The 18,740-nt window shown below is 50.8% G+C and carries 34 protein-coding genes; 29 read left to right on the top strand and 5 right to left on the bottom strand.

The window, feature by feature from the left end:
• Positions 1 to 2 precede the first annotated feature (2 nt).
• The 29 genes from rplD (at position 3) to MKleb_RS25265 (ending at position 13,897) form a co-directional block, all read left to right on the top strand.
• The gene (rplD, locus tag MKleb_RS25405) at positions 3 to 608 is read left to right on the top strand and encodes a 50S ribosomal protein L4 (RefSeq protein ID WP_003031119.1); all 606 of its coding nucleotides are present in this window, start codon (positions 3 to 5) and stop codon (positions 606 to 608) included.
• A complete protein-coding gene (gene rplW, locus MKleb_RS25400; protein WP_000617546.1) occupies positions 605 to 907 on the top strand; it encodes a 50S ribosomal protein L23 in 303 nt (100 codons plus the stop codon). Before rplD ends, rplW begins: the two co-directional genes overlap by 4 nt.
• 17 nt (positions 908 to 924) lie before the next feature.
• Complete coding sequence (gene rplB, locus MKleb_RS25395; protein ID WP_000301869.1) at positions 925 to 1,746, top strand: 50S ribosomal protein L2; 822 nt, start codon at positions 925 to 927, stop codon at positions 1,744 to 1,746.
• Positions 1,747 to 1,762: 16 nt separating this feature from the next.
• Complete coding sequence (rpsS, locus tag MKleb_RS25390; RefSeq protein WP_001138115.1) at positions 1,763 to 2,041, top strand: 30S ribosomal protein S19; 279 nt, start codon at positions 1,763 to 1,765, stop codon at positions 2,039 to 2,041.
• A gap of 14 nt (positions 2,042 to 2,055) precedes the next feature.
• A complete protein-coding gene (rplV, locus tag MKleb_RS25385) occupies positions 2,056 to 2,388 on the top strand; it encodes a 50S ribosomal protein L22 (RefSeq protein ID WP_002919773.1) in 333 nt (110 codons plus the stop codon).
• Between the two features lie 17 nt (positions 2,389 to 2,405).
• The gene (gene rpsC, locus MKleb_RS25380) at positions 2,406 to 3,104 is read left to right on the top strand and encodes a 30S ribosomal protein S3 (protein WP_004106350.1); all 699 of its coding nucleotides are present in this window, start codon (positions 2,406 to 2,408) and stop codon (positions 3,102 to 3,104) included.
• 12 nt (positions 3,105 to 3,116) lie between these two features.
• Complete coding sequence (gene rplP, locus MKleb_RS25375; RefSeq protein ID WP_002919759.1) at positions 3,117 to 3,527, top strand: 50S ribosomal protein L16; 411 nt, start codon at positions 3,117 to 3,119, stop codon at positions 3,525 to 3,527.
• Positions 3,527 to 3,718: a 50S ribosomal protein L29 gene (gene rpmC / locus MKleb_RS25370; protein WP_002919754.1), complete on the top strand. Its 192-nt coding sequence runs from the start codon at positions 3,527 to 3,529 to the stop codon at positions 3,716 to 3,718. Before rplP ends, rpmC begins: the two co-directional genes overlap by 1 nt.
• Complete coding sequence (gene rpsQ / locus MKleb_RS25365) at positions 3,718 to 3,972, top strand: 30S ribosomal protein S17 (protein WP_004106347.1); 255 nt, start codon at positions 3,718 to 3,720, stop codon at positions 3,970 to 3,972. The genes rpmC and rpsQ overlap by 1 nt, the downstream gene beginning before the upstream one ends.
• Positions 3,973 to 4,137: 165 nt before the next feature.
• Positions 4,138 to 4,509, top strand: coding sequence for a 50S ribosomal protein L14 (gene rplN / locus MKleb_RS25360; RefSeq protein WP_000613954.1), 372 nt, complete (start codon positions 4,138 to 4,140; stop codon positions 4,507 to 4,509).
• A gap of 10 nt (positions 4,510 to 4,519) precedes the next feature.
• The gene (rplX, locus tag MKleb_RS25355; protein ID WP_004106345.1) at positions 4,520 to 4,834 is read left to right on the top strand and encodes a 50S ribosomal protein L24; all 315 of its coding nucleotides are present in this window, start codon (positions 4,520 to 4,522) and stop codon (positions 4,832 to 4,834) included.
• Between the two features lie 14 nt (positions 4,835 to 4,848).
• Positions 4,849 to 5,388 (top strand): 50S ribosomal protein L5, encoded by a 540-nt coding sequence (gene rplE / locus MKleb_RS25350; protein ID WP_001096202.1) that lies wholly within the window; start codon positions 4,849 to 4,851, stop codon positions 5,386 to 5,388.
• A gap of 14 nt (positions 5,389 to 5,402) precedes the next feature.
• Entirely contained in the window at positions 5,403 to 5,708 is a 306-nt protein-coding gene (rpsN, locus tag MKleb_RS25345) for a 30S ribosomal protein S14 (RefSeq protein ID WP_002919667.1), read from the top strand.
• Between the two features lie 33 nt (positions 5,709 to 5,741).
• Positions 5,742 to 6,134 carry a 30S ribosomal protein S8 gene (rpsH, locus tag MKleb_RS25340; protein WP_004106343.1) on the top strand — a complete coding sequence of 131 codons (393 nt, stop codon included), beginning with the start codon at positions 5,742 to 5,744 and terminating at the stop codon, positions 6,132 to 6,134.
• Positions 6,135 to 6,146: 12 nt separating this feature from the next.
• Complete coding sequence (rplF, locus tag MKleb_RS25335; protein ID WP_025107523.1) at positions 6,147 to 6,680, top strand: 50S ribosomal protein L6; 534 nt, start codon at positions 6,147 to 6,149, stop codon at positions 6,678 to 6,680.
• 9 nt (positions 6,681 to 6,689) lie between these two features.
• A complete protein-coding gene (gene rplR / locus MKleb_RS25330; protein ID WP_000358960.1) occupies positions 6,690 to 7,043 on the top strand; it encodes a 50S ribosomal protein L18 in 354 nt (117 codons plus the stop codon).
• 14 nt (positions 7,044 to 7,057) lie between these two features.
• A complete protein-coding gene (rpsE, locus tag MKleb_RS25325) occupies positions 7,058 to 7,561 on the top strand; it encodes a 30S ribosomal protein S5 (protein WP_004106339.1) in 504 nt (167 codons plus the stop codon).
• A gap of 3 nt (positions 7,562 to 7,564) precedes the next feature.
• Complete coding sequence (rpmD, locus tag MKleb_RS25320; RefSeq protein WP_001140434.1) at positions 7,565 to 7,744, top strand: 50S ribosomal protein L30; 180 nt, start codon at positions 7,565 to 7,567, stop codon at positions 7,742 to 7,744.
• Positions 7,745 to 7,747: 3 nt separating this feature from the next.
• A complete protein-coding gene (rplO, locus tag MKleb_RS25315) occupies positions 7,748 to 8,182 on the top strand; it encodes a 50S ribosomal protein L15 (protein WP_004106336.1) in 435 nt (144 codons plus the stop codon).
• A gap of 7 nt (positions 8,183 to 8,189) precedes the next feature.
• On the top strand, positions 8,190 to 9,521 hold the full coding sequence (secY, locus tag MKleb_RS25310) for a preprotein translocase subunit SecY (RefSeq protein WP_004106334.1): 1,332 nt from the start codon (positions 8,190 to 8,192) through the stop codon (positions 9,519 to 9,521).
• Between the two features lie 31 nt (positions 9,522 to 9,552).
• On the top strand, positions 9,553 to 9,669 hold the full coding sequence (gene rpmJ, locus MKleb_RS25305) for a 50S ribosomal protein L36 (RefSeq protein WP_000868187.1): 117 nt from the start codon (positions 9,553 to 9,555) through the stop codon (positions 9,667 to 9,669).
• Between the two features lie 146 nt (positions 9,670 to 9,815).
• Positions 9,816 to 10,172, top strand: a complete 357-nt coding sequence (gene rpsM / locus MKleb_RS25300) for a 30S ribosomal protein S13 (protein WP_004106333.1) — start codon at positions 9,816 to 9,818, stop codon at positions 10,170 to 10,172.
• Positions 10,173 to 10,188: 16 nt separating this feature from the next.
• Positions 10,189 to 10,578, top strand: a complete 390-nt coding sequence (gene rpsK, locus MKleb_RS25295) for a 30S ribosomal protein S11 (protein ID WP_004138423.1) — start codon at positions 10,189 to 10,191, stop codon at positions 10,576 to 10,578.
• A 33-nt stretch (positions 10,579 to 10,611) separates the two neighbouring features.
• The gene (gene rpsD, locus MKleb_RS25290) at positions 10,612 to 11,232 is read left to right on the top strand and encodes a 30S ribosomal protein S4 (protein WP_004125897.1); all 621 of its coding nucleotides are present in this window, start codon (positions 10,612 to 10,614) and stop codon (positions 11,230 to 11,232) included.
• Positions 11,233 to 11,257: 25 nt separating this feature from the next.
• Positions 11,258 to 12,247: a DNA-directed RNA polymerase subunit alpha gene (locus MKleb_RS25285; RefSeq protein WP_002919219.1), complete on the top strand. Its 990-nt coding sequence runs from the start codon at positions 11,258 to 11,260 to the stop codon at positions 12,245 to 12,247.
• A 40-nt stretch (positions 12,248 to 12,287) separates the two neighbouring features.
• Positions 12,288 to 12,674, top strand: coding sequence for a 50S ribosomal protein L17 (rplQ, locus tag MKleb_RS25280; RefSeq protein WP_001216372.1), 387 nt, complete (start codon positions 12,288 to 12,290; stop codon positions 12,672 to 12,674).
• Between the two features lie 107 nt (positions 12,675 to 12,781).
• Positions 12,782 to 13,150 (top strand): DnaJ family domain-containing protein, encoded by a 369-nt coding sequence (locus MKleb_RS25275; RefSeq protein WP_025107522.1) that lies wholly within the window; start codon positions 12,782 to 12,784, stop codon positions 13,148 to 13,150.
• Between the two features lie 2 nt (positions 13,151 to 13,152).
• The gene (gene zntR / locus MKleb_RS25270; RefSeq protein ID WP_014227035.1) at positions 13,153 to 13,578 is read left to right on the top strand and encodes a Zn(2+)-responsive transcriptional regulator; all 426 of its coding nucleotides are present in this window, start codon (positions 13,153 to 13,155) and stop codon (positions 13,576 to 13,578) included.
• A gap of 58 nt (positions 13,579 to 13,636) precedes the next feature.
• Positions 13,637 to 13,897 carry an alternative ribosome-rescue factor A gene (locus MKleb_RS25265; protein ID WP_025107521.1) on the top strand — a complete coding sequence of 87 codons (261 nt, stop codon included), beginning with the start codon at positions 13,637 to 13,639 and terminating at the stop codon, positions 13,895 to 13,897.
• On the opposite strand, the gene mscL is transcribed toward MKleb_RS25265, so the two are convergent.
• The 5 genes from mscL to def form a co-directional block, all read right to left on the bottom strand.
• A complete protein-coding gene (mscL, locus tag MKleb_RS25260; protein WP_004106310.1) occupies positions 13,851 to 14,264 on the bottom strand; it encodes a large-conductance mechanosensitive channel protein MscL in 414 nt (137 codons plus the stop codon). The two genes, MKleb_RS25265 and mscL, sit on opposite strands and share 47 nt — an antisense overlap.
• Before the next feature lie 140 nt (positions 14,265 to 14,404).
• A complete protein-coding gene (trkA, locus tag MKleb_RS25255) occupies positions 14,405 to 15,781 on the bottom strand; it encodes a Trk system potassium transporter TrkA (RefSeq protein WP_004125888.1) in 1,377 nt (458 codons plus the stop codon).
• A 21-nt stretch (positions 15,782 to 15,802) separates the two neighbouring features.
• Positions 15,803 to 17,092 (bottom strand): 16S rRNA (cytosine(967)-C(5))-methyltransferase RsmB, encoded by a 1,290-nt coding sequence (rsmB, locus tag MKleb_RS25250; protein WP_064375828.1) that lies wholly within the window; start codon positions 17,090 to 17,092, stop codon positions 15,803 to 15,805.
• A gap of 51 nt (positions 17,093 to 17,143) precedes the next feature.
• Positions 17,144 to 18,091 carry a methionyl-tRNA formyltransferase gene (fmt, locus tag MKleb_RS25245; RefSeq protein WP_025107519.1) on the bottom strand — a complete coding sequence of 316 codons (948 nt, stop codon included), beginning with the start codon at positions 18,089 to 18,091 and terminating at the stop codon, positions 17,144 to 17,146.
• Positions 18,092 to 18,105: 14 nt separating this feature from the next.
• Positions 18,106 to 18,615, bottom strand: a complete 510-nt coding sequence (gene def, locus MKleb_RS25240) for a peptide deformylase (protein WP_004854751.1) — start codon at positions 18,613 to 18,615, stop codon at positions 18,106 to 18,108.
• Positions 18,616 to 18,740: the final 125 nt, after the last annotated feature.

The raw sequence follows: 18,740 nt of genomic DNA, 5'->3' as shown, positions 1-18,740 counted from the left end.
CAATGGAATTAGTATTGAAAGACGCGCAGAGCGCGCTGACTGTTTCCGAAACTACCTTCGGTCGTGATTTCAACGAAGCGCTGGTTCACCAGGTTGTAGTTGCTTATGCAGCTGGTGCTCGTCAGGGTACTCGTGCTCAGAAGACTCGTGCTGAAGTAACTGGTTCAGGCAAAAAGCCGTGGCGCCAGAAAGGTACCGGCCGTGCGCGTTCAGGTTCTATCAAGAGCCCGATCTGGCGTTCAGGTGGCGTGACCTTCGCTGCGCGTCCGCAGGACCACAGTCAAAAAGTTAACAAAAAGATGTACCGCGGCGCGCTGAAAAGCATTCTGTCCGAACTGGTACGTCAGGATCGTCTGATCGTTGTCGAATCTTTCTCTGTAGAAGCGCCTAAAACTAAGCTGCTGGCACAGAAACTGAAAGACATGGCTCTGGAAGATGTGCTGATCATCACCGGTGAGCTGGACGAGAACCTGTTCCTTGCTGCGCGCAACCTGCACAAGGTTGACGTACGTGATGCAACTGGTATCGACCCGGTTAGCCTGATCGCCTTCGACAAAGTCGTAATGACTGCTGATGCTGTTAAGCAAGTTGAGGAGATGCTGGCATGATTCGTGAAGAACGTCTGCTGAAGGTGCTGCGCGCACCGCACGTTTCTGAAAAAGCGTCTACTGCGATGGAAAAAACTAACACCATCGTTCTCAAAGTTGCTAAAGACGCGACCAAAGCAGAGATCAAAGCTGCTGTGCAGAAACTGTTTGAAGTCGAAGTCGAAGTCGTTAACACCCTGGTTGTTAAAGGGAAAGTTAAACGTCACGGACAGCGTATCGGTCGTCGTAGCGACTGGAAAAAAGCTTACGTCACCCTGAAGGAAGGCCAGAATCTGGACTTCGTCGGCGGCGCTGAGTAAGTCGGAGGAGTAATACAATGGCAGTTGTTAAATGTAAACCGACATCTCCGGGTCGTCGCCACGTTGTTAAAGTGGTCAACCCAGAGCTGCACAAGGGCAAACCTTTTGCTCCGCTGGTTGAAAAAAACAGCAAATCCGGTGGTCGTAACAACAATGGCCGTATCACCACCCGTCATATCGGTGGTGGTCACAAACAGGCCTACCGTATTGTTGACTTCAAACGCAACAAAGATGGTATCCCGGCAGTTGTTGAACGTCTTGAGTACGATCCGAACCGCTCCGCGAACATCGCGCTGGTTCTGTACAAAGACGGTGAGCGCCGTTACATTCTGGCCCCTAAAGGCCTGAAAGCTGGCGACCAGATTCAATCTGGCGTTGATGCTGCAATCAAAGCAGGCAACACCCTGCCGATGCGCAATATCCCGGTTGGTTCTACCGTTCATAACGTAGAAATGAAACCAGGTAAAGGCGGTCAGCTGGCTCGTTCCGCTGGTACTTACGTTCAGATCGTTGCTCGCGATGGTGCTTATGTCACCCTGCGTCTGCGTTCTGGTGAAATGCGTAAAGTCGAAGCAGACTGCCGCGCTACTCTGGGCGAAGTTGGCAATGCTGAGCATATGCTGCGCGTTCTGGGTAAAGCAGGTGCTGCACGCTGGCGTGGTGTTCGTCCTACCGTTCGCGGTACTGCGATGAACCCAGTCGACCACCCACATGGTGGTGGTGAAGGTCGTAACTTTGGTAAGCACCCGGTAACTCCGTGGGGCGTTCAGACCAAAGGTAAGAAGACCCGCAGCAACAAGCGTACTGATAAATTCATCGTACGTCGCCGTAGCAAATAATTTTAGAGGATAAGCCATGCCACGTTCTCTCAAGAAAGGTCCTTTTATTGACCTGCACTTGCTGAAGAAGGTAGAGAAAGCGGTGGAAAGCGGAGACAAGAAGCCCCTGCGCACTTGGTCCCGTCGTTCAACGATCTTTCCTAACATGATCGGTTTGACCATCGCTGTCCATAATGGTCGTCAGCACGTTCCAGTTTTTGTTTCCGACGAAATGGTTGGTCACAAACTGGGTGAATTCGCACCGACTCGTACTTATCGCGGCCACGCTGCTGATAAAAAAGCGAAGAAGAAATAAGGTAGGAGGAAGAGATGGAAACTTTAGCTCAACATCGCCATGCTCGTTCTTCTGCTCAGAAGGTTCGCCTTGTTGCTGACCTGATTCGCGGTAAGAAAGTGTCGCAGGCCCTGGATATTCTGACCTACACCAATAAGAAAGCTGCTGTACTGGTCAAGAAGGTACTGGAATCTGCCATTGCTAACGCTGAACACAACGATGGCGCTGACATTGATGATCTGAAAGTTGCGAAAATTTTCGTAGACGAAGGCCCGAGCATGAAGCGCATTATGCCGCGTGCTAAAGGTCGTGCAGATCGCATCCTGAAGCGCACCAGCCACATTACTGTGGTTGTGTCCGATCGCTGAGACTCTGGAGACTAGCAATGGGTCAGAAAGTACATCCTAATGGTATTCGCCTGGGTATTGTAAAACCATGGAACTCAACCTGGTTTGCGAACACCAAAGAATTCGCTGACAACCTGGACAGCGATTTTAAAGTACGTCAGTACCTGACTAAGGAACTGGCGAAAGCGTCTGTATCTCGCATCGTTATCGAGCGTCCGGCTAAAAGCATCCGTGTGACCATTCACACTGCTCGCCCGGGTATCGTTATCGGTAAGAAAGGCGAAGACGTAGAAAAACTGCGCAAGGTCGTCGCGGATCTCGCTGGCGTGCCTGCACAGATCAATATTGCCGAAGTTCGTAAGCCTGAACTGGACGCTAAATTGGTTGCTGACAGCATCACTTCTCAGCTGGAACGTCGCGTTATGTTCCGTCGTGCTATGAAGCGTGCTGTACAGAACGCAATGCGTCTGGGCGCTAAAGGTATCAAAGTTGAAGTTAGCGGCCGTCTGGGCGGCGCGGAAATCGCACGTACCGAATGGTACCGTGAAGGTCGCGTACCGCTGCACACTCTGCGTGCTGACATCGACTACAACACCTCTGAAGCGCACACCACTTACGGTGTAATCGGCGTTAAGGTATGGATCTTCAAAGGTGAGATCCTGGGTGGTATGGCTGCTGTTGAACAACCGGAACCGGCTGCTCAACCTAAAAAGCAGCAGCGTAAAGGCCGTAAATAAGGAGCGTCGCTGATGTTACAACCAAAGCGTACAAAATTCCGTAAAGTGCACAAAGGCCGCAACCGTGGTCTGGCGCAGGGTACGGATGTTAGCTTCGGCACTTTCGGTCTGAAAGCTGTTGGCCGTGGTCGTCTGACTGCACGTCAGATCGAAGCAGCACGTCGTGCTATGACCCGTGCAGTTAAGCGTCAAGGTAAGATTTGGATCCGTGTATTCCCGGACAAACCGATCACCGAGAAGCCGCTGGAAGTTCGTATGGGTAAAGGTAAAGGTAACGTGGAGTACTGGGTTGCCTTGATTCAGCCGGGTAAAGTCCTTTATGAAATGGACGGCGTACCGGAAGAGCTGGCCCGTGAAGCATTCGGCCTGGCAGCAGCGAAACTGCCGATCAAAACCACCTTTGTAACTAAGACGGTGATGTAATGAAAGCAAAAGAGCTGCGTGAAAAAAGCGTTGAAGAGCTGAACGCTGAGCTGCTGAACCTGCTGCGTGAGCAGTTCAACCTGCGTATGCAGGCTGCAAGTGGCCAGCTGCAACAGACTCATCTGCTGAAGCAAGTGCGTCGTGATGTTGCACGCGTTAAGACTTTACTGACTCAGAAGGCGGGTGCGTAATGACCGATAAAATCCGTACTCTGCAAGGTCGCGTGGTTAGCGACAAAATGGAGAAATCCATTGTTGTTGCTATCGAACGTATGGTGAAACACCCGGTATACGGCAAATTCATCAAGCGTACGACCAAACTGCACGTACATGACGAGAACAACGAATGCGGTATCGGCGACGTGGTTGAAATCCGCGAATGCCGTCCGCTGTCCAAGACTAAGTCCTGGACGCTGGTTCGCGTTGTAGAGAAAGCGGTTCTGTAATAGAGTACGCATTCTCGATACGGATAAACGGCTCAGCGATGAGCCGTTTATTTTTTCTACCCATATCTGATTTGCGGTGTTATAATGCCGCGCCCTCGATATGGGGCTTTTTTAACGACCCTATTTTTGGGTCTCAGTAGTAGTTGACATTAGCGGAGCACTAAAATGATCCAAGAACAGACTATGCTGAACGTCGCCGACAACTCCGGTGCACGTCGCGTAATGTGTATCAAGGTTCTGGGTGGCTCGCACCGTCGCTACGCAGGCGTAGGCGACATCATCAAGATCACCATCAAAGAAGCAATTCCGCGTGGTAAGGTCAAAAAAGGTGATGTGCTGAAGGCGGTAGTGGTGCGCACCAAGAAGGGTGTTCGTCGCCCGGACGGTTCTGTCATTCGCTTCGATGGTAATGCATGCGTTATTTTAAACAATAACAGCGAGCAGCCCATCGGTACGCGTATTTTTGGGCCGGTAACTCGTGAACTTCGTAACGAGAAGTTCATGAAAATTATCTCTCTGGCCCCAGAAGTACTCTAAGGAGCGAATCATGGCAGCGAAAATCCGTCGTGATGACGAAGTTATCGTGTTAACCGGTAAAGATAAAGGTAAACGCGGTAAAGTTAAGAATGTCTTGTCTTCCGGCAAGCTCATTGTTGAAGGTATCAACCTGGTTAAGAAACACCAGAAGCCGGTTCCGGCTCTGAACCAACCAGGCGGCATCGTTGAAAAAGAAGCTGCTATTCAGGTTTCTAACGTTGCAATCTTCAATGCGGCAACCGGCAAGGCTGACCGTGTAGGCTTTAGATTCGAAGACGGCAAAAAAGTCCGTTTCTTCAAATCTAACAGCGAAACTATCAAGTAATTTGGAGTAGTACGATGGCGAAACTGCATGATTACTACAAAGACGAAGTAGTTAAAAAACTCATGACTGAGTTTAACTACAATTCTGTCATGCAAGTCCCTCGGGTCGAGAAGATCACCCTGAACATGGGTGTTGGTGAAGCGATCGCTGACAAGAAACTGCTGGATAACGCAGCAGCCGATCTGACAGCAATCTCCGGTCAAAAACCGCTGATCACCAAAGCACGCAAATCAGTTGCAGGCTTCAAAATCCGTCAGGGCTATCCGATCGGCTGTAAAGTAACTCTGCGTGGCGAACGCATGTGGGAGTTCTTTGAGCGCCTGATCACTATTGCTGTACCGCGTATCCGTGACTTCCGTGGCTTGTCCGCTAAGTCTTTCGACGGTCGTGGCAACTACAGCATGGGTGTCCGTGAGCAGATCATCTTCCCAGAAATCGACTACGATAAAGTCGACCGCGTTCGTGGTTTGGATATTACCATTACCACTACTGCGAAATCTGATGAAGAAGGCCGCGCTCTGCTGGCTGCCTTTGACTTCCCGTTCCGCAAGTAAGGTAGGGTTACTTAATGGCTAAGCAATCAATGAAAGCACGCGAAGTAAAGCGCGTGGCTTTAGCTGATAAATTCTTCGCTAAACGCGCTGAACTGAAAGCTATCATCTCTGATGTGAACGCAACCGACGAAGATCGTTGGAATGCTGTTCTCAAGCTGCAGACTCTGCCGCGTGATTCCAGCCCGTCTCGTCAGCGTAATCGCTGCCGTCAAACAGGTCGTCCGCATGGTTTCCTGCGGAAGTTCGGGTTGAGCCGTATCAAGGTCCGTGAAGCCGCAATGCGCGGTGAAATCCCGGGTCTGAAAAAGGCTAGCTGGTAATTGTCACCAATTGAATCACGGGAGTAAAGACAGATGAGCATGCAAGATCCGATCGCGGATATGCTGACCCGTATCCGTAACGGTCAGGCCGCGAATAAAGCTGCGGTCACCATGCCTTCCTCCAAGCTGAAAGTGGCAATTGCCAACGTGCTGAAGGAAGAAGGCTTTATTGAAGATTTTAAAGTTGAAGGCGACATCAAGCCGGAACTGGAACTGACTCTTAAGTATTTCCAGGGTAAAGCTGTTGTAGAAAGCATTCAGCGTGTCAGCCGCCCAGGTCTGCGCATCTACAAACGTAAAGATGAGCTGCCGAAAGTTATGGCAGGTCTGGGTATCGCGGTTATTTCTACCTCTAAAGGTGTTATGACCGATCGTGCAGCGCGCCAGGCTGGTCTTGGTGGCGAAATTATCTGCTACGTAGCCTAATCGGAGGAAAAAATGTCTCGTGTTGCTAAAGCACCGGTCGTTGTTCCTGCCGGCGTTGATGTAAAAATCAACGGTCAGGTTATTACGATCAAAGGTAAAAACGGCGAGCTGACTCGTACCCTCAACAATGCTGTTGAAGTTAAACATGCAGAAAATGCTCTGACCTTCGGTCCGCGTGATGGTTTCGTGGATGGATGGGCTCAGGCTGGTACCGCGCGTGCCCTGCTGAACTCAATGGTTGTTGGTGTTACCGAAGGCTTCACTAAAAAGCTTCAGCTGGTTGGTGTAGGCTATCGTGCAGCGGTCAAAGGGGATGTAGTAAACCTGGCTTTAGGTTTCTCTCATCCTGTTGAGCATAAACTGCCGGCCGGTATCACTGCAGAATGTCCGACTCAAACTGAAATCGTGCTGAAAGGCGCTGATAAGCAGGTGATCGGCCAGGTTGCAGCAGATCTGCGCGCCTACCGTCGTCCTGAGCCTTATAAAGGCAAGGGTGTTCGTTACGCCGACGAAGTCGTGCGTACCAAAGAGGCTAAGAAGAAGTAAGGTAACACTATGGATAAGAAATCTGCTCGTATCCGTCGTGCGACCCGCGCACGCCGCAAGCTCCAGGAGCTGGGTGCAACTCGCCTGGTGGTACATCGTACCCCGCGTCATATTTACGCACAGGTAATTGCACCGAACGGTTCTGAAGTTCTGGTAGCTGCTTCTACTGTAGAAAAAGCTATCGCTGAACAACTGAAGTACACCGGTAACAAAGACGCGGCAGCAGCTGTGGGTAAAGCTGTTGCTGAACGCGCTCTGGAAAAAGGCATCAAAGATGTTTCCTTTGACCGTTCCGGGTTCCAATATCATGGTCGTGTCCAGGCACTGGCAGATGCTGCCCGTGAAGCTGGCCTTCAGTTCTAAGGTAGAGGTGTAAGATGGCTCACATCGAAAAACAAGCTGGCGAACTGCAGGAAAAGCTGATCGCGGTTAACCGCGTATCTAAAACCGTTAAAGGTGGTCGTATTTTCTCCTTCACAGCTCTGACTGTAGTTGGTGACGGTAACGGTCGCGTTGGTTTTGGTTACGGTAAAGCGCGTGAAGTTCCAGCAGCGATCCAGAAAGCGATGGAAAAAGCCCGTCGCAATATGATTAACGTCGCGCTGAACCACGGCACCCTGCAGCACCCGGTTAAAGGTGTTCACACGGGTTCTCGTGTATTCATGCAGCCAGCTTCCGAAGGTACCGGTATCATCGCCGGTGGTGCAATGCGCGCCGTTCTGGAAGTTGCTGGAGTTCATAACGTTCTGGCCAAAGCATATGGTTCCACCAACCCGATCAACGTGGTTCGTGCAACTATTGATGGCCTGGAAAATATGAATTCTCCAGAAATGGTCGCTGCCAAGCGTGGTAAATCCGTTGAAGAAATTCTGGGGAAATAAACCATGGCAAAGACTATTAAAATTACTCAAACCCGCAGTGCAATCGGTCGTCTGCCGAAACACAAGGCAACGCTGCTTGGCCTGGGTCTGCGTCGTATTGGTCACACCGTAGAGCGCGAGGATACTCCTGCTGTTCGTGGTATGGTCAACGCGGTTTCCTTCATGGTTAAAGTTGAGGAGTAAGAGATGCGTTTAAATACTCTGTCTCCGGCCGAAGGCTCCAAAAAGGCGGGTAAACGCCTGGGTCGTGGTATCGGTTCTGGCCTCGGTAAAACCGGTGGTCGTGGTCACAAAGGTCAGAACTCTCGTTCTGGTGGTGGCGTACGTCGCGGTTTCGAAGGTGGTCAGATGCCTCTGTACCGTCGTCTGCCGAAATTCGGCTTCACTTCTCGTAAAGCGATGATCACCGCAGAAGTTCGTCTGTCTGATCTGGCTCACGTAGAAGGCGATGTTATCGACCTGAACACGCTGAAAGCGGCTAACATTATCGGTATCCAGATCGAATTCGCGAAAGTGATCCTGTCTGGTGAAGTATCTCGTCCGGTAACTGTTCGTGGCCTGCGCGTGACTAAAGGTGCTCGTGCTGCTATCGAAGCTGCTGGCGGTAAAATTGAGGAATAAGTAGCAGATGGCTAAGCAACCGGGATTAGATTTTCAAAGTGCCAAAGGTGGGATTGGCGAACTGAAGCGCAGACTGTTGTTTGTAATCGGTGCGTTGATTGTGTTCCGTATTGGCTCTTTTATTCCGATCCCTGGTATTGATGCCGCTGTACTTGCCAAACTGCTTGAGCAACAGCGAGGCACCATCATTGAAATGTTCAACATGTTCTCTGGTGGTGCTCTCAGCCGTGCTTCTATCTTTGCGTTGGGTATCATGCCGTATATTTCGGCATCGATCATTGTCCAGCTGCTGACGGTTGTTTATCAGCCGTTAGCGGAGCTGAAGAAAGAAGGGGAGTCTGGTCGTCGTAAGATCAGCCAGTACACCCGCTACGGTACTCTGGTGCTGGCGATATTCCAGTCGATCGGTATTGCTACCGGTCTGCCGAATATGCCTGGTATGCAGGGCCTGGTGATTAATCCAGGCTTTGCATTCTATTTCACCGCTGTTGTTAGTCTGGTCTCAGGAACGATGTTCCTGATGTGGCTCGGCGAACAGATTACTGAGCGCGGTATCGGAAACGGTATCTCAATCATTATCTTCGCCGGTATCGTTGCGGGTCTCCCGCCGGCCATCGCCCATACTATCGAGCAAGCGCGTCAAGGCGACCTGCACTTCCTCCTGTTGCTGTTGGTTGCAGTATTAGTATTTGCAGTGACCTTCTTTGTTGTCTTTGTAGAGCGTGGTCAACGCCGCATTGTGGTAAACTACGCTAAACGTCAACAGGGTCGTCGTGTCTATGCTGCACAGAGCACACATTTACCGCTGAAAGTGAATATGGCAGGGGTTATCCCGGCAATCTTCGCTTCCAGTATTATTCTGTTCCCGGCTACCATTACATCATGGTTCGGGGGCGGTACTGGTTGGAACTGGCTGACAACAATTTCGCTGTATTTGCAGCCTGGGCAACCGCTTTATGTGTTACTCTATGCGTCTGCAATCATCTTCTTCTGTTTCTTCTACACGGCGTTGGTTTTCAACCCGCGTGAAACAGCAGATAACCTGAAGAAGTCCGGTGCATTTGTACCAGGAATTCGTCCGGGAGAGCAAACGGCGAAGTATATCGATAAAGTAATGACTCGCCTGACTTTGGTCGGTGCGTTATACATCACTTTTATCTGCCTGATCCCGGAGTTCATGCGTGATGCAATGAAAGTACCGTTCTACTTTGGTGGGACCTCACTGCTTATCGTTGTTGTCGTGATTATGGACTTTATGGCTCAAGTGCAAACTCTGATGATGTCGAGTCAGTACGAGTCTGCATTGAAGAAGGCGAACCTGAAAGGCTACGGCCGCTAACAGGTCGCTCGAGAAGTTACGGAGAGTAAAAATGAAAGTTCGTGCTTCCGTCAAGAAATTATGCCGTAACTGCAAAATCGTTAAGCGTGATGGCGTCATCCGCGTGATTTGCAGTGCCGAGCCGAAGCATAAACAGCGCCAAGGCTGATTTATTCGCATATTTTTCTTGCAAAGTTGGGTTGAGCTGGCTAGATTAGCCAGCCAATCTTTTGTATGTCTGTACGTTTCCATTTGAGTATCCTGAAAACGGGCTTTTCAGCATGGTGCGTACATATTAAATAGTAGGAGTGCATAGTGGCCCGTATAGCAGGCATTAACATTCCTGATCACAAACATACCGTAATCGCATTAACTGCTATTTTCGGTATCGGCAAGACCCGCTCTAAAGCCATCTGTGCTGACACGGGTATCGCTGAAAATGTTAAGATCAGTGAGCTGTCTGAAGAACAAATTGAATCCCTGCGTGAAGCGGTTGGTAAATTTGTCGTTGAAGGTGATCTGCGCCGTGAAATCACCCTGAGCATCAAGCGTCTGATGGACCTTGGTTGCTATCGTGGTTTACGCCATCGTCGTGGTCTTCCGGTTCGCGGTCAGCGTACTAAGACCAACGCACGTACCCGTAAGGGTCCGCGTAAACCGATCAAGAAATAGTCGGGGTGATTGAATAATGGCAAAGGCACCAGTTCGTGCACGTAAGCGTGTAAGAAAACAAGTCTCTGATGGCGTGGCTCATGTCCATGCTTCTTTTAACAACACCATCGTTACCATTACCGATCGTCAGGGTAACGCGCTGGGTTGGGCAACAGCCGGTGGTTCCGGTTTCCGTGGTTCTCGCAAATCCACTCCGTTTGCAGCTCAGGTTGCAGCAGAGCGTTGCGCTGAAGCCGTAAAAGAATACGGCATCAAGAATCTGGAAGTTATGGTCAAAGGTCCGGGTCCAGGTCGCGAATCTACTATTCGTGCACTGAACGCCGCTGGTTTCCGCATCACTAATATTACTGATGTGACTCCGATCCCTCATAACGGTTGTCGTCCGCCGAAAAAACGTCGCGTATAACGCGTTCGTTTCTAGGATTGTTGGAGAAAGAAAATGGCAAGATATTTGGGTCCTAAGCTCAAGCTGAGCCGTCGTGAGGGCACAGACCTGTTCCTTAAGTCTGGCGTTCGCGCGATCGATACCAAGTGTAAAATTGAACAAGCTCCTGGCCAGCACGGTGCGCGTAAACCGCGTCTGTCTGACTATGGTGTGCAGTTGCGTGAAAAGCAAAAAGTTCGCCGTATGTACGGTGTGCTGGAGCGTCAGTTCCGTAACTACTATAAAGAAGCAGCGCGTCTGAAAGGCAACACCGGTGAAAACCTGTTGACTCTGCTGGAAGGTCGTCTGGACAACGTTGTATACCGTATGGGCTTCGGCGCGACTCGTGCTGAATCACGTCAGCTGGTTAGCCACAAAGCTATCATGGTAAACGGTCGTGTTGTTAACATCGCTTCTTATCAGGTTAAAGCGAATGACGTTGTCAGCATTCGTGAGAAAGCGAAAAAGCAATCTCGCGTGAAAGCCGCTCTGGAGCTGGCTGAGCAGCGTGAAAAGCCAACCTGGCTGGAAGTTGATGCTGGCAAGATGGAAGGTACGTTCAAGCGTCAGCCGGAACGTTCTGATCTGTCTGCGGACATTAACGAACACCTGATCGTCGAGCTTTACTCCAAGTAAAGCTTAGTACCAAAGAGAGGACACAATGCAGGGTTCTGTGACAGAGTTTCTAAAACCGCGCCTGGTCGATATCGAGCAAGTGAGTTCGACGCACGCCAAGGTGACCCTTGAACCTTTAGAGCGTGGCTTTGGCCATACTCTTGGTAACGCACTGCGCCGTATTCTGCTCTCATCGATGCCGGGTTGCGCGGTGACCGAGGTTGAGATTGATGGTGTACTTCATGAGTACAGCACCAAAGAAGGCGTTCAGGAAGATATCCTTGAAATCCTGCTCAACCTGAAAGGGCTGGCGGTGAGAGTTCAGGGTAAAGATGAAGTTATCCTTACTTTGAACAAATCTGGCATTGGCCCTGTGACCGCAGCCGACATTACCCATGACGGTGATGTCGAAATCGTCAAGCCGCAACATGTGATCTGCCACCTGACCGATGAGAACGCAGCTATTAGCATGCGTATCAAAGTTCAGCGCGGTCGCGGTTATGTGCCGGCTTCTGCCCGAATTCATTCGGAAGAAGATGAGCGCCCAATCGGCCGTCTGCTGGTCGACGCATGCTACAGCCCTGTAGAGCGTATTGCCTACAATGTTGAAGCAGCGCGTGTAGAACAGCGTACCGACCTGGACAAGCTGGTCATCGAAATGGAAACCAACGGCACAATCGATCCTGAAGAGGCGATTCGTCGTGCGGCAACCATCCTGGCAGAACAACTGGAAGCTTTCGTTGATTTACGTGATGTACGTCAGCCGGAAGTGAAAGAAGAGAAACCAGAATTCGATCCGATCCTGCTGCGCCCTGTTGACGATCTCGAATTGACTGTCCGCTCTGCTAACTGCCTTAAGGCAGAAGCTATCCACTATATCGGTGATCTGGTACAGCGTACCGAGGTTGAGTTGCTGAAAACGCCGAACCTGGGTAAAAAATCTCTTACTGAGATTAAAGACGTGCTGGCTTCACGTGGTTTGTCTCTGGGCATGCGCCTGGAAAACTGGCCACCGGCAAGCATTGCTGACGAGTAACCGGATCACAGGTTAAGGTTTTACTGAGAAGGATAAGGTCATGCGCCATCGTAAGAGTGGTCGTCAACTGAACCGCAACAGCAGCCATCGCCAGGCTATGTTCCGTAACATGGCTGGTTCGCTGGTTCGTCATGAAATCATCAAGACGACCCTGCCGAAAGCGAAAGAACTGCGTCGCGTAGTTGAGCCGCTGATTACTCTTGCCAAGACTGATAGCGTTGCTAATCGTCGTCTGGCATTCGCCCGTACTCGTGATAACGAGATCGTGGCAAAACTGTTTAACGAGCTGGGCCCGCGTTTCGCGAGCCGCGCCGGTGGTTACACTCGTATTCTGAAGTGTGGCTTCCGTGCAGGCGACAACGCGCCGATGGCATACATCGAGCTGGTTGATCGCTCTGAATCGAAAGCAGAAGCTGCTGCAGAGTAATCTGTAGTAACGTAAAAAAACCCGCTCCGGCGGGTTTTTTTATATCCTCCCTATTCCTGCTTGTTTACAATATCTGCATTATTTTTGTTCATCCCCGGAGCCTTATGATGTGGTTACTGGATCAGTGGGCAGAACGCCATATTCTTGATGCACAGCACAAAGGTGAGTTTGATAACCTGCCGGGAAGTGGGGAGCCACTGACTCTGGACGATGACTCGCATGTGCCGCCTGAGCTACGCGCAGGCTATCGATTACTCAAGAATGCGGGTTGTTTACCTCCCGAACTTGAATATCGTAAAGAAGCCGTGATGCTCAATGACTTACTTAAAGGCGTTCAGGAGAGCGATCCCCGCTATGCTGAGCTGAGTCGTCGTCTGGCGCTGCTCGAGTTAAAGCTGCGGCAGGCGGGCTTGAACACTGACTTTCTGCGTGGGGATTACGCGGATAAGTTGCTGCAAAAGATTAATGAGGAGTAATCATGTACCGCATAGGTGAACTGGCTAAATTGGCTGACGTTACTCCCGATACCATCCGCTATTATGAAAAACAGCAGATGATGGATCATAACGTGCGCACTGAAGGTGGATTTCGTCTCTATTCGGATAACGATCTACAGAGGCTGCGTTTTATTCGCTATGCCAGGCAGCTTGGTTTTACGCTGGAATCGATCCGCGAACTTCTCTCGATCCGCATCGATCCGGAACATCATACCTGTCAGGAATCTAAAGGCATTGTGCAGGCTCGTTTAAGTGAAGTGGAATCCCGGATTAAAGAGTTACAAGCCATGCGTCGTTCTTTGCAGCGCCTCAATGATGCTTGCTGCGGAACAGCGCACAGCAGCGTCTATTGCTCAATTCTTGAAGCACTGGAGCAGGGCGCCAGCAGTCATAATCCAGCACGTTGATTTTTTCATCAGACGCGTCTACACTCACGCCGATTTCTATTACATATCTGGAGAGCTTATGAGCCGCTATCAGCATACTAAAGGGCAAATAAAAGATAACGCCATTGAGGCACTACTTCATGACCCGTTATTCAGGCAGCGAATTGAGAAGAACAAGAAAGGGAAAGGTAGCTACCAAAGAAAAGAAAAACATGCGGGACAGAATGGTCGGGAGGCCAGTGGCAAGAAAGTAAATGACTTTTTTACCACTGGCCTTCTGCTTTTAAGGCTTCTTAAGAACGATTGTTTTGTTCTTTCAGCAGGTCACGAATTTCGCTAAGCAGGACTTCTTCTTTGGTTGGCGCCGGTGGTGCTGCCGGGGCCTCTTCCTTTTTCCTGTTCAGTTTATTCATCAGTTTGATTGCCATAAAAATAGCAAACGCCACGATAATAAAATCGAACACGTTCTGAATGAATACGCCGTAATGCATGACGACCGCCGGGATGTCGCCCTGGGCATCCCGTAGCGTCACGGCAAACTGTTTAAAGTCGATTCCGCCAATGAGTAAGCCTAGCGGCGGCATAATAATATCGGCAACTAACGACGATACGATTTTACCAAATGCTGCACCAATGATGACACCGACTGCCAAATCAACCACATTCCCGCGCATCGCAAATTCGCGAAATTCTTTTAAAAAACTCATTTTATTCTCCTTGAGCCAGCTGACACTGATAAGTTTAACAAATGTATTACTATTTTCCATTACCACGAAATAATTGCAGAAAAAAATTATCCTTTGATATATAAGGGATAAAAGAAAGGCGTCTTGTCGACGCCTGCGAACTACAAAAAGAAAGGACTTGGCTGGAATAGTCTTTCGACGTCTGAGATGAATTTTTTGTCAGTCAGGAACATAACGACATGATCCCCTTGCTCAATACGCAGATTGTTATTCGCTATCATGACATCATTACCGCGTACAACGGCGCCAATAATTGTTCCGGGGGGAAGCTTAATCTCATCAATAGCGCGTCCAACCACCCGCGAAGTACTTTCATCTCCGTGCGCGACAGCTTCAATAGCCTCTGCGACACCTCGGCGTAGGGAGGAAACGCCGACAATATCGGCTTTACGCACATGGCTGAGCAGTGCAGAGATGGTTGCCTGCTGCGGTGATATTGCAATGTCGATCACGCTCCCCTGGACAAGATCGACGTAGGCACGACGCTGGATCAGCACCATCACCTTTTTGGCCCCCATGCGCTTTGCGAGCATGGCAGACATAATATTGGCTTCATCATCGTTGGTGACGGCAATGAAAAGATCAACTTGATCGATATGTTCCTCAGCCAGCAATTCTTGATCTGAAGCATCGCCGTAGAAGACGATCGTATTTTGCAGCTTCTCTGCAAGCTCTGCGGCACGCTGTTGATTACGTTCAATCAGTTTGACGCTGTAATCTTTCTCCAGCTTATGGGCGAGCCCGGCGCCAATGTTTCCGCCGCCAACCAGCATGATGCGCTTATACGGCTTTTCGAGGCGCTGAAGTTCGCTCATGACGGCGCGAATATGCTGCGAAGCGGCGATGAAAAACACTTCATCACCGGCTTCAACAATGGTTGAACCTTGTGGCCTGATGGGGCGATCGTGGCGGAAGATAGCGGCTACGCGTGTGTCAATATGCGGCATATGTTCGCGCATAGTTGAAAGTGCGTTTCCCACTAAAGGACCGCCATAATAGGCTTTAACGACTGCCAGGCTTACTTTTCCTTCGGCAAAATTGACAACCTGCAGCGCGCCTGGATACTCAATCAGGCGGTGAATGCTGTCAATGACCAGCTGCTCTGGCGCGATGAGGTGGTCAATAGGAACCGCTTCTGAGTGGAAAAGTTTATCGGCATCACGCACATAATCCGGGGAGCGGATGCGAGCAATACGATTTGGGGTATTAAACAGCGAATAGGCGACCTGGCAGGCCACCATATTCGTTTCATCTGAGCTGGTCACTGCGACCAGCATATCAGCGTCATCCGCACCCGCCTCACGCAGCACGCGTGGATGCGAGCCGTGGCCCTGAACCACTCTGAGATCAAATTTGTCCTGAAGACTGCGAAGGCGGTCGCCATTCGTGTCTACCAGCGTAATATCGTTGTTCTCTCCGACAAGGTTTTCTGCCAGAGTTCCGCCGACCTGCCCTGCGCCCAATATGATAATTTTCATCAGTCGCGACTCGTTATCTCATTACTTTTTGATTAGCTTAGCGTAAAAGAAGCCGTCACCTTCTTCAGCACCTGGCAAATTTTGCTGGCCCGGCAAATCTGCGCTGCCGGTTTCGCTGAGAACCGCATCCGCAGTACGCAGCAGGAAGGCTTTAATTTGCTGGCTGTTCTCTTCCGGCAATACCGAACACGTTGCGTAAACCAGAGTCCCACCAGTTTTCAAATGCGGCCATACGGCATCCAGAATTTCAGACTGCAGCTGGGCCAGTTCCGCGATATCACGATCCCGGCGCAGCCACTTGATATCCGGATGACGGCGAATGACGCCGGTGGCGGAACAAGGGGCGTCCAGCAGAATACGATCGAACTGCTGCTCTCCACACCATTGGGCTGGATAACGGCCATCACCTTGTTTAACGGTGGCCTTCATGCCCAGACGCTTCAGGTTGTCATAGACGCGGGAGAGTCGCTGCTCATCAACATCGACGGCCAGCACCTGTGCTTCGGGCGCCGCTTCGAGAATATGCGTGGTTTTACCCCCCGGTGCCGCGCACAGATCCAGAATTTGCTCGCCGTTTTTTGGATCAAGAAATGTGATGCAGCCCTGAGCGGAGGCATCCTGAACGGTAACCCAACCCTCTTCAAACCCCGGCAATGCGTGGACCGGCACCGGTGTTTCCATGCGCACAGCGTCAGGGTAAGCAGGATGAGTAAAACCTTTCATTCCCGCCTCTTCCAGCAGTGCCAGCCAGCCGTCGCGCGGATGGTGGACACGGTTTACGCGCAACCACATTGGCGGGCGCTGGTTGTTTGCTTCCACGATCGCTTCCCACTGTGCTGGATAGGCTTTCTGCAGACGTTTCAACAACCAGGAGGGGTGTAAAAAGCGAATTTCGCTACGAGAAAATTCAGATAACAGTTCTTCCTGCTGGCGCTGAAACTGGCGCAATACGCCGTTAATCAACCCTTTGAGCTGCGGGCGCTTAATTGCTACTGCGCCTTCAACCGTTTCCGCCAATGCAGCATGAGGAGGAATCCGCGTGTACAGCAGTTGGTAAATGCCCACCATAATGAGGTAGTGCACAACACGCTGTTTACCCGTCATCGGCCGGGACATGAGCTTGCCGATCAGCCAATCTAACTGGGAAAGGGTACGTAGCACGCCAAAGCAGAGTTCCTGAAGCAGCGCTTTGTCTTTATCGGATACTTTTTGTTGCAGCGGGGGCAGAACGTTGCTCAGGGATTGCCCTTGTTCGAGAACCTGTTCAACGGCCTGCGCTGCCAGGCTGCGTAAATTGAGTTGTTTTTTCATAAGCACAAAATAAAAATGCCCGGCAACACCGGGCGTATTAAGAAGGGCGCGTCAGACCAGACGGTTGCCAGGAGCGAACCATTCCCGCCGCGAGTTTAATAGATCCTGAGCACTCATTGCTTTTTTCCCGGCAGGCTGTAGCGAGAGTAAATTCAGCACGCCGTCGCTGGTCGCCACCTGAATCCCCTGTTTTGTCGCTTCAATGATGGTCCCCGGTTCGGCTGTTGTGGCCACATCGATAACCGACGCCTGCCAGACTTTTACCGGCTGGCCATCAATTTCTATCCAGCTCATTGGCCACGGGTTAAAGGCGCGAATGCAGCGTTCTAACTGAGCGGCTGGAAGAGACCAGTCGATACGCGCTTCTTCTTTGCTGAGTTTTTGCGCATGGGTAACCAGCGCTTCATCCTGTACAACCGGTTTCGCGGTACCTGCAGCAAGCTGCTTGAGGGTTTCGATCAGCCCCTGCGGCCCCAGGTTAGCCAGCTTGTCGTACAGCGTTCCGCTGGTGTCTTCGGCCGTGATTGGGCACGCAAGTTTATAGAGCATATCACCCGTATCGAGACCGACATCCATCTGCATGATGGTGACACCGGTCTCGGTATCGCCAGCCCACAGCGAACGCTGAATGGGCGCCGCGCCGCGCCAGCGCGGAAGCAACGAACCGTGAACGTTAATGCAGCCCAGGCGCGGCATATCCAGCACGGCTTTTGGTAGAAGGAGCCCATAGGCTACGACGACCATGACGTCTGCACGCAGATCGGAGACGAGCTGCTGATTTTCCTGCGGACGTAGTGAAGCTGGCTGGAATACCGGTATGCCTTTTTCTTCAGCAAGAACTTTCACCGGGCTGGGCATGAGTTTTTTACCACGACCTGCCGGACGGTCCGGTTGGGTGAAGACGCCAACAACGTTGTGTCCAGAGGACAGCAGCGCGTCGAGATGACGTGCTGCAAAGTCAGGGGTGCCGGCAAAAATAATACGTAGTGAGTCTGACACGTTTATTCTCGTCCTTAAGCTCGAGCATTCAGGCGGTCAAGTTTCTCAACTTTTTGACGAATGCGTTGTTGCTTGAGCGGTGACAGGTAATCGATGAACAGCTTACCGACGAGGTGATCCATCTCGTGCTGAATGCAGATGGCCAGCAGACCGTCGGCTTCAAGCTCAAAAGGTTTGCCTTCGCGATCGAGCGCGCGGATTTTCACTTTTTCTGCACGCGGCACTAAAGCACGCTGTTCAGGAATAGAGAGGCAGCCCTCTTCAATGCCTGTTTCTCCGCTTTTTTCCAGCAGCTCAGGGTTAATTAATACCAGCTGCTCTTCACGATTTTCTGATACATCAATAACAATAATTCGCTGGTGAATATCCACCTGCGTTGCGGCCAGACCGATACCTTCTTCAGCATACATCGTCTCGAACATATCATCGACGATACGCTGAATTTCTGCATTTACTTCTTCTACCGGCTTTGCGACTTTGCGAAGGCGCTCGTCCGGAATATGTAACACTTGCAAAACTGACATAGTTATCCAGAGTTGTGTTCAGGAGTTGGAAAGATTATTACCTCTATTCTAGACAAAACCCCCTGCAATTGACAGTCTCGCTGTCCAATCGCAAAGATTGTTAAAGTCGCTTGTGGCAGGGGGAT

It is taken from the genome of Klebsiella sp. PL-2018 (genome assembly GCF_019048985.1).
GTDB classification, from domain to species: domain Bacteria; phylum Pseudomonadota; class Gammaproteobacteria; order Enterobacterales; family Enterobacteriaceae; genus Klebsiella; species Klebsiella michiganensis.
The sequence above is the reverse complement of the archived record's forward strand: the minus strand, read 5'-3'. Positions and strand labels throughout refer to the sequence as shown.